The sequence below is a fragment of the Streptococcus nidrosiense genome (assembly GCF_042140045.1).
Lineage (GTDB): Bacteria > Bacillota > Bacilli > Lactobacillales > Streptococcaceae > Streptococcus > Streptococcus nidrosiense.
The window spans coordinates 1784472-1797791 of record NZ_CP152419.1; the positions used below are offsets into that span (position 1 = coordinate 1784472).

Genomic DNA, 13320 nt, shown 5'->3' on the forward strand with positions numbered 1-13320 from the left:
TGCTCTTTCTTATGCCGATTGCAGGGATCGAACCTGTGACCTTCGCGTTACGAATGCGGTGCTCTACCAACTGAGCTAAATCGGCGATTCCACTTATAGTATAGCACTATAAGAAAGGATGTCAAGGGATTCTTAACCCATCTTTTTAATCAAAATCTGACAAGGATTTTGAGGCCCCCAAAGTTGTGGAAAAATCTCTAATTTTTTAAAGCCAAGACTGCGATAAAAGACATTTGTTCGATCATAATCTTTATTAGAGCCTTCTGCTACTGTTTTCACTTGTAAATAATCAACGTTTTTGCGTGCTTCACTTTCTAAAGCAGCAAGCAATTGATTCCCAATCCCTCTACCTTGATGAGCTTTTTTTACACCGAGACAATCAATCTCAGCGCAATCTTCACTAGAATAGGACAAGCTTACAAAGCCAAGCAAATCACTCTCCTGAAAGGCGGCCCACACTTGCAAGTCCTTGGCTCCTTCGATGTAGGCTTGCGTGCTTTCTGGTATTCCAAACCATTCTGGCAAATCCTTTAAAACCTCAGCGACAACTGCCATTTTGGGCTCTTCATCCTTGACTTCTTTAATTACAAGCATCATAAGTTCCTTTCTTTATTTTACTCTTACTTTAGCTCTTACGAACCTGCACTTTCGTAGGCATCCAAGCCCCTGTCCCAGAGTTTCAAAGAAATGACAAAGAAGACAAGGGAAATCAGAATCAAACCACCAATGTTAAAGAGCCCGTCTTTGTCCTGCAAGAAATAGCTGGCAGGATAGTAGGCTGTAAAGGCGAAAGGTACGATAAAGCTAATCAACCAACGAAGAAGGGAATTGTAAATGGAAATCGGGTACTTAGCAAAGTCATTAAACATATAAAAAATGTAAATCATAGCGCCTGACTGCTTGGTCCAAAAAGCAATACTGGCTGTTGCAATTTTCAAGGAAGTATAAATCAAGGTCGCAAAAGGAATACAGACTAGGAAAAGCAGGAATTTGGGAAGAGTCCAAGCAATGCTAGTCGCCGTTGTCGCTAGTAAGATTCCACCGACTAAAAGTTCGCCCAAGGCATCAATCTGAAAGGTCTCAACGAGGATGTGAAAGAGAGGATTGATAGGACGAGTCAGATACTTGTCAAACTCCCCTTTTCGAACTAGTCGTTGACCTAAAGCCCAGAGATTGTCAAAAAAGAGATGATCTAATCCCTTTGGAATTAAGGAAAATCCATAGATAAAGGCAATTTCTTGAAAGGTCCAACCTTCTAGCGAGGGGATGTGTTGAAAGATGACATTGAGAAACAAGAGGTTCAGGCCTTGAGTGAGAAAGACTCCCAAGACACCAACCACAAAATCAACCTTGTATTCCATGATTTGTTTGATGTACTGTCTGATAAAAATCAGATGCATGCGTTGATATTTTTTCATACTAACCTCCCTGAATGGTGATAAATGACTGGACTCGTTTCCAAATCAACTGAGACAAGCCCACCATCACTATAAGCCAGAAAAGCTGAAGCAAAAGTGCTTGAAGAATCTGACTGGCATCGTATTTCCCAACAATAATCATGACTGGAGTGTAAATCAAGGATGAAAAAGGCAAGAAGGAGAGAATATCTGAAACCACCTTTGGAAAAAAAGCCAAGGGAATCAGACTTCCAGACATAAAGGATACTAGTGAATCCTTAAATACTTGAGAACCCCATAAATTTTTAAACACAAAGGCTGAAAATCCAAAACAGATATTAAAGAAAAAATTAATCAGATAAGCCAGGGTTAAGCTAAAGAGATAAAGGATGGTTAATCCCAGTACTTCTACAACCCCTTGCCCAGACAAGATTTTCATCAAAACAATGACACTTAAAAATGGCAGTCCAACAGAGATAAAAATCAACCACTTGGAACCAAGCTCCGTAAAGAGGTAAGAAGCCGCAAAATGCACTGGTCGCAACAAGCGCATGATAATGGAACCATCCTTGACCTCATCACCAATCATAAAGGAGCTATCAGACCTGGTCAAAAGATTGGTCACAAAACTCATGATGATGTAGAGGGTGATATCCGCCATACTGAAGCCCTGAATCAAAGGCTCCTGGGAGGAATCAAAGACAGCCTTCCATAGATAAAAAGCCACAAAAGCACCCATGACATCGCCAATCCGATAAAGTAGAAAGTTGACTCGATAGCTAATCAACTCCTGAATCCCTGCATTGATAAAGGGTTTATAACGTCTCCACAATTTGACCATCTTAGAGCTCCTTTCGGTAGAAGCGACGGATAATATCCTCAATATCTGTATCCAGCATCTTCAAATCACGGACCTCAAAATCAGACAGGGTTTGCTTGATAATATCGGCCGACTGGTAGCGTGAACTATCAAATTCAATGGTCAGGCTATTTCCTTGTCTATCAATGGATATATCAGGTAAGCCTTCATAATGAGAGACGAGATGACTTTGATCTGGCGTCAGATCGAAGGAGAGAGTCTTCATCTTGCCGAAGGTTTCCTTGAGCTGGCTCACCGTCCCATCAAAAATCTCCTGCCCCTTGTCAATCATAAAAATCCGATCACAGAGTTGCTCAATATCGCTCAAGTCGTGAGTGGTCAAGAGAATAGTTGTCTCTTCCTCCTGATTAATCTGGGTGATAGCACGTCGAATGTTATCTTTGACCGACACATCCAAACCAATAGTCGGCTCATCTAAAAAGAGAACTTTGGGATTGTGAAGCAAGGAAGCCGCAATATCCGCCCGCATCCGTTGACCCAATGAAAGAGTCCGCACAGGATCCTTGATAAATTCCTTCAAATCCAAAACTTCATTCAAAAAGTCCATACGCTTATGGAAAAGCGAGTCTGGCACATCGTAAATCTCCTTCAAAACCGTGTAGGTCTCTTGCAGTGCCAAATCCCACCATAGCTGGGTACGTTGTCCGAAAACGACTCCAATATCCTTAACATAGTCCTGGCGATTATCCTGCGGAATCTTGCCGTTAATCCGACAAAAACCAGATGTCGGTTTCAAAATTCCTGTCAGCATTTTGATGGTTGTTGACTTCCCAGCACCATTAGCCCCGATAAAACCTAAAATCTGACCCTTTGGCACCTCAAAGGTCAAATCCTTGACCGCTTCAAAGGTCTGCTTTTCAGGATAAATAAAGGAGCGCAAAGCTCCCTTTAATCCCGGTTCCTTAACAGTCTTCACAAAATTTTTCTGAAGATGTTCCACTTCTATCATTGCCATAAATCTCTCCCTAGCGCAAGGAATAGCAACATTGTGCTTTTGACTACAAATATTCTAAATCCTTACTTTCTACACCTTCTCAATATTATTACAGAAGGATTTATACCAACCTATTATAATCCAATAAAAAAAGGAATGCAAGCGTTTGCTTATAGATTATGAAATTAGAGATTTCTCTTTTAAAATAATACTTTTAATCAAAAATTATGTTTTATAGTTTACTTAAGACACCAAAAAACCTGCCTTCTTTTTCAACATAAGGAAAGAAAGCCCTAATAACACCCTATTATAGTGCAAATATCTAAGGAAAACAAGTGTTAATTTATATCGAAAATTTTTATCCCTAAGAAAAGATAAAAAGGTGATGCTGCATCACCTCCCTCTACCAAGTTAAGTCTTCAATCATGCTTCTTACTTGTGAATCAAGAGTCTTATCCTTCTTAAGTTCTCCAACCAAAGCCTGAATCTGCCGGACTAGATTTGGATCATTGTCATTACAGCATCGATGAAGCATCCAAATATTATGCAAGGTTGGGTTTTTACCAACTACTTCCATCAATAAATCCTCATAGCCTTGATGATAAAATCTCTCCACAAAGTGAACCAAGTAACCTGGAGAACCAAAATCTACTTCTGGATGCTCGGAAATAAATTCTAAAATGGGGGCAACCAAATCAAAGGGTTGATCATAAAGCTCCATAACATCCATAATCTCATCTGCCAACTCAAATTCTTGGTATTCAGTAATTGCATCTTGCAAAGCAACTAAAATCTCATCTCTAGTAAGCATCTGATTCTCCTTTTTCACTTTTCCATATCATATTTGTCTTCGAACTTTTTCTTCACTCATCAAATCTTGTTCCTAAGTAGTTTTCCAACTCTTTTTGGGATAACACACTAGAAAGCTCAAACACATACTCATAGCCTTCATCACAAAAGAAAATCTTCTCTTCAGCTGGAAACCATTTCCGAAGCCAAATGATATAGGAGGCGTAATCTTGTAACCTGTTTGTTGAATCAAAGTAATTTATCACAAAAACATCTTTATTGGTACTCAGTGAACTTTCTAAGGTAAGCTGAGGACTTTGATAATCCCAAGAAAGCGGGTATGCTTTTTCGGGATTAGTTCTTTCTCTAACCATAATACCTGGGAATTTTTCGCTCAAAGCACCACAAAAGACTTGTAAATCAAGGAATACGGGTTCTTTAGTCTCTACAAAGACAAAATCAGCAGTACTCATCAGTTTCTTCCTTTCATTTTAAAACTGAAAAGAGACCTTAACCATCAATGGCAAAATTCTCCAGAATTTCAAAGTCTTGTCCCTGATAGTCAAAAGAAAAGATATGAATATCATCAAAAGTTTGGTCACAGAAAGTAACGGTTTGTCTTTCTGGCTCGATGATGGGTTTGCCCAACTTTTCAGTAGCTTCTTCACCTGTGAAATACCCATAAAATTCTTGTAAATGAGGCAGTATAAATGCAAGAATACGGGAAAGATTTTTATGGTAATTGGCTGCAAGCAACTGAGCTTCCATCTCAAAATTTCCACTTGGTTTTTCTTCCCAAGCTACAAGAACATCATCTACTTCATGTATGTAAGCTTGCAAGGACTGATCGAATATCATGGCTATTTTCCCTTCTATTCTATTTACAATAACAGAAAATAAAAATCACATAAATTGAGCTAAATGATTATCTAAAAGTATCTGGCATAATTTTTTTCACACTCTCATCTTTGTCAATTAGAAAACAGTCTGGAAAGGTCATCTGTTCCCATTTTTTATAATCAAAACTTGAATCAAAATGATTGATTAAGATTCCTAGCAAATTTCCATGAGAACTCAGTAAAATGGTTTTATCTGAATACCTTTCTTCCAAGTTCTGCAATAAATCTAGAATTCTCTTTATAGCTACTTGATTCGATTCAACTCCCCAAAAAAGATTTATTCGGGTTGCCCCATAAATATTTAATAGTCTCTTCAAACTCCGAATCTTTTATAAAGCGTGATGAGCATTTTCTTCCTCGTAAATGTTCGTCAATAACTATTTTATCAAATTGAATAGGAGAACTATTAACGGTTTCAAAAGCTCAGTTATAAGGACTTGAAATAAAGTAATCTATTTTACAAGCATTTAAAAACTCCAACTGTTCAAGAGAAGAAAATCCTTTTTCCGACAATGTTCTATTAAAATCATCACTCGAGAATCTTGAATGAGCATGTCTAAGTACAATGTAAGTGTTCTTCATAAAATGTCACCTCTCAATTATTGGCATCAGTTCAAAATAACTTTCTAAATCACAGTTAATCTGTTAAAAATTCTTCAATTCGAGAAACAAGTTCATTATTTTGATAATGATAGAGGTCATGTGGTGCATCCATATAGATGATTTGAACATTAGACTGGCCACTAGCAAATGTCTCTGCATAATGCTGCCATTCTGATTGGCTAAAGGTCGTGCCTTCACCGTTAGAAACCAAGAGTAAGGCTGGAATTTTCGGATTAATGCTAGAGGGAACTTTCTTGACATTTTCCTTTGCCAAACGGGATTCATGAAGCATGGCTTGCGACATCAACTGTTTATAAGCTAGGAGTTTATACTGTTGTCGTTCAGTTTCAGTCAGAGTTGGATTTTTTATGTAAAAGGACTCAGGGAAATAGCGTAATAAACCAATCTTACTGCTCCAATAAGCCACAGTAAGCAAAGCCTGATTGTCCTTTAAATCCTCATAACTTGCTGGTAATGCCCAATCCAGACCAACCAAGGCTTTCACTTCATCAGGATACTTTTCCTGCCAAGCCAGGCTTTCAAGACTAGCCATTGAATGAGACAGAATGATAAAAGGACCTGTTACATTTGCTTGTGACAAAGCTTGACGAGTCTCAGACAAAACCTCCATCACATCTCTTGATTGATTGCTATCATCACTATAACCATAGCCAGCACGTTCCACGATGACTACCTTGTATTTTTTTGATAAGGAATCTGACACATCCTTAAAATCCAATATTGGAGAGGCAATTCCAGCACCTGATAGAAACACTATTGTCTCTGGACCATCCCCTTCAACGTAAACATTGATTTTGTGCCCATTAACGAGAACAGTTTTACCCATAGGAGTTAGAGAGGCTTGTTCCTTTTCTAAGTTGATACGATGAAAGATAAATGTCCCTACTAAAAACAAAAGAATGAAACTAAGAAGCCCTAGACACCATTTTTTCATAGCATTATTGTACAAAAATTAGACTCTTTTAGCAACTCAAGTTAAAGAATTTTCCAGTATAATCTGTATATATCCAGAAACAAAAAACCCACCCAATGGGCAGGTTTCTGTTTTATATGGTTAAGCTAGATTAAGCTTTACCTTCTGAACCGAATACGTCGATACGTTCTTCAACTGATGCTTGGATAGCTTTTACACCGTCAGCCAAGAATTTACGTGGGTCGAAGAGTTTTTTCTTGTCGTATTCTGCTTCGTTTGCTTCGTAGTCACGAGCAAATTTACGAGTTGCGTTAGCGAATGCGATTTGGCATTCAGTGTTAACGTTAACTTTAGCAACACCAAGTTTGATAGCTGCTTGGATTTGGTCATCAGGAATACCTGATCCACCGTGCAATACGATTGGGAATCCTGGTACAGCTTCAGTCAATTTTTGCAAGTGGTCAAGGTGAAGACCTTTCCAGTTTGCTGGGTAAGGACCGTGGATGTTACCGATACCAGCTGCCAAGAAGTCGATACCAGTTGCAACCATTGCTTTAGCGTCTTCAATTGGAGCCAATTCACCGTCACCGATGATTCCGTCTTCTTCACCACCGATAGTTCCAACTTCAGCTTCTACTGATACACCATTTGCGTGAGCAAATTCTACAACTTTACGAGCTTTTTCAAGGTTTTCTTCAACTGGAAGGTGTGAACCGTCAAACATAACTGAAGTATAACCAACTTGAATACACTCAAGTGCATCTTCGTAGTGACCGTGGTCAAGGTGGATAGCTACTGGTACAGTGATACCCATTGATTCAACAAGGTTAGCGATCAAGTTGCGAGCAACTTTGTAACCACCCATGTATTTAGCAGCACCCATTGAAGTTTGGATCAAAACTGGAGCTTGTTTAGCTTCTGCTGCGCGCAAGATAGCTTGAGTCCACTCAAGGTTGTTTGTGTTAAATCCACCAACTGCATAACCGTTGTCACGAGCTGCTTGGACAAATTTTTCTGCTGAAACGATTGCCATTTTATCAGGCCTCCTGTATATTTTTATGGGACATCCCATTTACATTGTTCATTTTATCACTTTTTAGCAAAAAAAGCTAGTTTTTCCCGTAGTTTCGATTGAATTTCTTCTATTTTCAGATATGTAAACCTTTTCCCACTTGGTCTAATCCTTGTTCTGAGGCAGGTTCATATAAAATACCAAGTGGTCGTTATATCTTTCGAAACGATAGTCGATTTCTTCATTTTCTAATAAACTTTTAACTACGAAGAGTCCCAAGCCAGCTCCCTTACTTTGTCGACTAGAAGCCGTAAAGGATTGTTCAAATTTATCTTGTTCCTCAAGTGTACAACTGTTCTCAATAAATATCCAGCCATCCTTATCACCGATTTTGAGATAGCCACCTTGGATAGAATGCTTCACCGCATTACTGATCAGATTGGAAAGAATGAGCTTGAGTACTGAAGGATTTAGATAAACGTGCTGATCAGTTAGCTGGTTCTCTACTGAGATTTTTCTCTCCTTGGCTAACAAGTCATAGTCCTTCAATAGAAGATTGGTCATATCAAGAAGATTGATTTCTTCCTTCTTATCTCGCAATTCCTGCACGGAGGAAAGGGATAAAATTTGTTGCACGTGGTGGCTTAAATCATCTACGATACCCAAAGAAACTCCCAGGTAATGGTCTCTATCTTTGTAGCGCCCGATATTGGCTTGCATATTTTCCAGAAGAATCTTCAGACTTGCTAGAGGTGTTTTCAGTTCGTGGGAAGCTCCTCGCAAAAACTCAACTTTCATCTTTTCTAGTTGAAGAATGGCCTCGTTCTTCTCATGCAAGTCTGCAATAACGGTCAAGAGATGCTGATAGAGACTATTAATCTGCTCTTTGAGATCACCAATCTCATCCTTGGAATCCACGCGCAAGCGAACTTCTGCATCCAAGTCCATCATCCGTCGAGTTACTCGTTTGATTTCCAATATCGGAGCTACGATTGTTCTCGCATAGATATAAGCAATCAGGAGTGAAATCAGAAAGGAAGCTAATAGTGTGTAGGGCAGAAATTGCAGGCTCATATCTTCTGCTTCTTTCTGCAAATCCATAGAAGCAATAAACTGTAAGGTCAAGGTCTGACCATCTTTAGATTGGACTTCTCTTTCCTCAATGACCAAAGAAGCCGTCTGTCGTTCTTTATCAATGGGAAGATTGTCCTTGACCTCCAACTTATCCTGGGTCATCTCTCCCTTGATGGCTCCCTTAATATCACTGCTTTTAGAATAAAGTTCAAGGACTTCCTGAATAGTTTGACTGTCCTTTCCTTGGAGAGTTTGAGCAATTTCTGTAGCCTTGAGCCCTATACTCTCCTGACGATGACTGAGATAGGTCGGAGGAAAGAGGAAATAGATGGCCAAATGCAAACAAATGACCAAGGTAGAAAATACCGAAAAGGTATAAATAAATATCTTTTTAAATAAACCTGAACGTCTCATTTTCTCTCCAATTTATAACCAACATTGCGCACGGTAAGAATACAATCTAGATCCAATTTTTTTCGTAATTCCTTGATATAGACATCGATAACACGGTCAAAAGGTACCTCATCTGTCAATTTCCATACAGCGTCGATAATCTGAGCTCTAGTCAAAGCACGACCTTCGTTTTTAACGAGATAGTCTAAAATTTCTAATTCTTTTGCATTCACTGCAACTTCTTGATCAGCCACTGTGGCACTATAACTGTCAAAATCGACCTTGGTATCCTTATAGGTAAAGCTACGACCTGCATCATAATAACGTTTAAAGATAGCATCCACTCGAACCTTCAACAAAGAAAGGGAAAAGGGCTTTTCCAGATATCCATCAGCTAGTGAGGCAAAGGCACTCATCTTATACTCTTCATCCTGAAAAGCTGTCAACATCAAGACCGGAACTTGGCTAGTCTTACGGATTTCTGACAATACTTCTAAACCATTGAGTTTCGGCATTTGAATATCTAAGAGAACCAGGGCAACTTGGTGATGAAAAAATTGTTCTAAGGCCTCAAGGCCATCTGCTGCCTGAATGGTTTCATAGCCACAATCCGTCAAATAGTCACTAATTCCCTCACGAATCATGTCTTCATCTTCTACAATTAGAATTTTCATATAAATCCTTTTCTATCAAAAATGCTACCTATATTATATCTCATTTGAGTGAGAATAGGTAGCAGGTTTTTTATTCACTATCTATCAAAAGTTCTTTTGGTTGTTTAAAGAGGAGATTGCTGGAAGCAAGTGCCATAACTAGTACCACTAGAACTAATCCAAGTACAAAAACGATAGCAAAGTCTGATGGTTGAATGGAAATATCGAGACTAGAAAGTGTTTTGCTAAAGCCGTCAACTTCTGCACCACCACCGAGATTGGAAGCTTGTGCAGCCTTACTTGCCTGCTTGGCCACATCTGATGTGACATTGGCAAGAACTGTATTCCCAATTGCTCGAGCAGTATAGTTGGCTAGGAAGTAAGCTGAAATTAGTGCTGGAATTGCAATCATAAGTGCTTCTGTGATAAATTGACCTAGAATACTTGCTTGTTTTAGACCAATTGAAAGGAGAATTCCAACCTCTTTACGACGGGCGTTAATCCATAGTGTCAATAAGAGAGCAAGTAGAAGAACAGAGAAGCTCAAGCTACCCCAGAAGAGAAGATTAGCCATCTTGTACATGCCTGAGATAGATTGTTCAAGGGCAGGATAGTTAGAGGAACTCTTAATCAAGCTATACATCTTCCAGTTGATACCGTTGATAGATCCTAATTCTTGCATGACACTATCTAGGTTCTTATCCCCAGCTACAAAGAAGGTAGCATCTCCATAAATAGCTGTATCTTCTGTATAACCATAGAGTTGGGCTGCTGTGTGAATATCTGTGATAGCTGTATTCTCATACAGTTCTTGTGAGTAGGTCACAGCAGATTTGTTGTGTCCATCAAAAAGTCCTTTGATAGTGACTTCTACTGTTTCCTTAGCTCCTTTCTCATTATCGGCATCGTAGATATTGGAGTTGAGTTTAACCTTATCTCCTACCTTCCATCCATGCTTTTCTGCCAAATCTTTATGCATGAGAATCTGGTACTTGTCGTCATTGGTTAAATGCTCACCTTCGACCAGTTTGTAAGAGCCTGATACAAATTTATCTTCCTTAGAAGAGTCATTGACACCTGTTATCATCAAACTACTACCAAAACGTTGAGCTCGATCTGACGTTAGATTTTTCTTGGTTTCAGGTGTCTCAATCAGTTCGTAGCCTGTCAAATCACCGATAGCATTGATCCGTTTGATGTAGGATTCAATGGCCTTATTTTCGGTAATTTTTTTGATATCTTCACCCTTGATATTCCCTGCACCACGTGGAGTTCCTTGGTTGACTCTACGATTGATTTGCATGGAAAAACTATTGGTGATATTTTTAAAGGTTTCTTGAGAAGCCTTAGCTGTCGCCCCCTTGATAGACAAGCCGACCAAACTCAAACTAGCCATCAAGAGAATGATCAGAAAGATCACAAGCGACTTAAAAAATTTTCTTGTGACATAGGCAAATGCGTTGTGTAACATAAGATTCCTTTCTAGATTTTGTTCTATTTCAATGTCTTATAACTTATATAAATTATTTTTTTACTATTTCCCTTGGATTGTGCGGACGGGAGCAACTTCCTGTAGGAATTTCATCCCTAATTTTTGAGCCATATGTCTCAAAAATTCCGGCCTAGATAATAACTTTGTTATTATCTAGGCTATCACTACTGCGGGAAATAGTTGTTAAAGACTCACTTCGTTTATTATTACTTTACACGTATCCAGTTACCAACTAATACTATTTTAAAGTTTAATAACTAGATTCTATATTTCAGTCAGCTTTTTATCCTTCAATTCCAGTGTAATATCTGACGCCTGTGCTACTTCCTTACTGTGGGTAACAACGATCACACACTTTCCTGTTTTCTCAGCCAGAGATTTGAGGAGTTCAATGATATCTCCGGCAGTCTTAGGATCTAGGTTTCCTGTTGGTTCATCCGCTAAAATCACTGGTGCTTCTGATACAAGGCTACGAGCAATGGCAACCCGTTGTTGCTGCCCTCCTGATAATTGGAGAACATTCCGCTTGATTTGACTTTCATCTAAACCAAGTTCAAGAAGGGTATCCTTGCTAGCTTTTTTATTAACCAAACGGATATTTTCCAATGGAGAAAGATAATCAATCAGGTTATAGTTTTGGAAAACCAGAGAAATATGGTGCATACGGTGATAGGAATAACCTTGTTCACGAATGTCTTTTCCCTCAAACTTAATAGCACCTTCAACTGGGCTATCAAGCCCTGCTAACAGTGATAAGAGTGTTGACTTCCCAGCTCCTGATTCTCCGATAATACTATAAAACTTGCCAGGTTCAAAATCGTAATTGATTTTATATAATACAGCTTCTGCAGTGTTTTTGTAACGATAAGTAAGATCTTGTAATTGTAGTAAAGTCATGATTTCTCCTTCATTAACTAATAGATGATAAAATTTCTTTCGGTGATTTTCTAAATAAAAAGATAAAACAAAGTGCAACTGACAAGCAACTAATCACAAGGAGAAAGACATAAGATTCTCCAAATGAAAGAAGACTGGTTGAAAGATTAGTCGCTTTTGCTAGCGTATCTTGTAGTGCAGCTTGGTCACCGCTTGCTAGTACAGTCTTCAAGAGATAGGAAGTAATGGCATTTCCAGCTACAAATGCCGGCAAGATAGATGCCAATGAAACTATGATAACTTCCAGGCAGAATTGGCTAAAGATTTCTCTTTTTCCCTTACCTAGTGCCAATAAAATACCAACCTCGTAGACTCGCTCTCGTAACCAAAGTGACAAAACCAAAATCAGCGCTCCTACACCAGCAATCATAATGCCATAGAGGAAAATCTGTAGGAAGGTTTGGAAGGTCGAAACTGAATCCTTGATTTGTTCAAAGGCCTTATTTTCCTTTTCCACTTGTAACCCTTGTTTTTCAAGAGATAACTTTTCAACCTCTTGAATGATGCTATCCATATCTTTGGGATTTTCTAGATAGAAACGGGCTGCAGTGACTTGATCTTCCTTATTTCCAAGAAGAGTTTGGCTACTTTCGTAGTCTGTATAGACCATATTTTCACTAAAGTCAGATGATAGACCGGTAAACTTCTCTTGCTTCTTACCAGTGAAAATACCCACGATTTCATAATCTAGCCTTTGTCCACTATTTCCTCCTACTTGAGCAGGATTTAAGCTAATCTTATCTCCTACTTTAAGATTGTTTTTCTTAGCTAAATCTTCGTGGATTAAGATTTTTTTACGATCCCCTTTTTGGATATGTCTTCCTTCTTTAAGGGTAAAGGCGGAACTTGTAAAAGAAACATCCTTGGAAGAATCTTCCAAAGCAATCAAACTGATAAGATTTTTTTCAACCTCTGTCAAATCATCCCTTTGGATACTTTGTTCTCCAGTAACGACTTCTTTATCCGTCAACTTTGCCATTGTCTCAAACTCTGGGGAAGGATTTTCAAGACCATTTATTTTTTTAAGGTCATCTAGCTGAGACAATTGAAACGTCTGGTCTGCTTCTATTTTTCTTATAGAAAAGGATGTGTTGAGTGAGCGATAAAGATTGTTTTCTACTGTTTTGTTGGACTTCATGAGCGTCAAACAAGCGGATATTCCTGCCAGTAAGACAAAGAGAATCAAAAATAATAGGAGACTTCTCAGTCGTTTTCTGCTGACGTAAGCCCATGCTCTTTGAATGGAATTCATATAGCACCTCCATATTTGTAAGTCTATTATAATATCCAAATATGAAATGTTTATGAAATCACAAAAAAAGAG

Annotated in this window: 14 protein-coding genes, 1 tRNA gene and 1 pseudogene; all 16 read right to left on the reverse strand. The window is 38.7% G+C overall.

Annotation, left to right across the window (positions count from 1 at the left end; translation table 11 throughout):
* Positions 1-12: 12 nt before the first annotated feature.
* Positions 13-85: transfer RNA gene (locus AAFQ93_RS08515), tRNA-Thr, on the reverse strand.
* A 47-nt stretch (positions 86-132) separates the two neighbouring features.
* Complete coding sequence (locus AAFQ93_RS08520; RefSeq protein WP_049503797.1) at positions 133-594, reverse strand: GNAT family N-acetyltransferase; 462 nt, start codon at positions 592-594, stop codon at positions 133-135.
* 38 nt (positions 595-632) lie between these two features.
* Entirely contained in the window at positions 633-1418 is a 786-nt protein-coding gene (locus tag AAFQ93_RS08525; RefSeq protein WP_049509910.1) for an ABC transporter permease, read from the reverse strand.
* A gap of 1 nt (position 1419) precedes the next feature.
* A complete protein-coding gene (locus tag AAFQ93_RS08530) occupies positions 1420-2238 on the reverse strand; it encodes an ABC transporter permease (protein ID WP_375555189.1) in 819 nt (272 codons plus the stop codon).
* A 1-nt stretch (position 2239) separates the two neighbouring features.
* Entirely contained in the window at positions 2240-3232 is a 993-nt protein-coding gene (locus AAFQ93_RS08535) for an ATP-binding cassette domain-containing protein (RefSeq protein ID WP_375555190.1), read from the reverse strand.
* 382 nt (positions 3233-3614) lie between these two features.
* Positions 3615-4022: a hypothetical protein gene (locus AAFQ93_RS08540; protein ID WP_375555191.1), complete on the reverse strand. Its 408-nt coding sequence runs from the start codon at positions 4020-4022 to the stop codon at positions 3615-3617.
* Positions 4023-4074: 52 nt separating this feature from the next.
* Positions 4075-4473, reverse strand: a complete 399-nt coding sequence (locus AAFQ93_RS08545; RefSeq protein ID WP_375555192.1) for a hypothetical protein — start codon at positions 4471-4473, stop codon at positions 4075-4077.
* Between the two features lie 37 nt (positions 4474-4510).
* Entirely contained in the window at positions 4511-4858 is a 348-nt protein-coding gene (locus AAFQ93_RS08550) for a hypothetical protein (RefSeq protein ID WP_375555193.1), read from the reverse strand.
* Positions 4859-4925: 67 nt separating this feature from the next.
* Positions 4926-5481, reverse strand: a pseudogene (locus tag AAFQ93_RS08555) (histidine phosphatase family protein).
* Positions 5482-5536: 55 nt separating this feature from the next.
* Complete coding sequence (locus AAFQ93_RS08560) at positions 5537-6457, reverse strand: alpha/beta fold hydrolase (protein WP_375555194.1); 921 nt, start codon at positions 6455-6457, stop codon at positions 5537-5539.
* A 130-nt stretch (positions 6458-6587) separates the two neighbouring features.
* Complete coding sequence (locus AAFQ93_RS08565) at positions 6588-7469, reverse strand: class II fructose-bisphosphate aldolase (RefSeq protein WP_049528618.1); 882 nt, start codon at positions 7467-7469, stop codon at positions 6588-6590.
* 144 nt (positions 7470-7613) lie between these two features.
* Positions 7614-8936: a sensor histidine kinase VncS gene (vncS, locus tag AAFQ93_RS08570; RefSeq protein WP_375555195.1), complete on the reverse strand. Its 1323-nt coding sequence runs from the start codon at positions 8934-8936 to the stop codon at positions 7614-7616.
* On the reverse strand, positions 8933-9589 hold the full coding sequence (vncR, locus tag AAFQ93_RS08575; protein ID WP_070459167.1) for a response regulator transcription factor VncR: 657 nt from the start codon (positions 9587-9589) through the stop codon (positions 8933-8935). Before vncR ends, vncS begins: the two co-directional genes overlap by 4 nt.
* A 70-nt stretch (positions 9590-9659) precedes the next feature.
* Positions 9660-11039, reverse strand: a complete 1380-nt coding sequence (gene vex3, locus AAFQ93_RS08580; RefSeq protein WP_375555196.1) for an ABC transporter permease subunit Vex3 — start codon at positions 11037-11039, stop codon at positions 9660-9662.
* Between the two features lie 285 nt (positions 11040-11324).
* A complete protein-coding gene (gene vex2 / locus AAFQ93_RS08585) occupies positions 11325-11957 on the reverse strand; it encodes an ABC transporter ATP-binding subunit Vex2 (protein ID WP_375555197.1) in 633 nt (210 codons plus the stop codon).
* Between the two features lie 13 nt (positions 11958-11970).
* Complete coding sequence (locus tag AAFQ93_RS08590) at positions 11971-13248, reverse strand: ABC transporter permease (protein WP_223139960.1); 1278 nt, start codon at positions 13246-13248, stop codon at positions 11971-11973.
* Between the last annotated feature and the right edge of the window lie 72 nt (positions 13249-13320).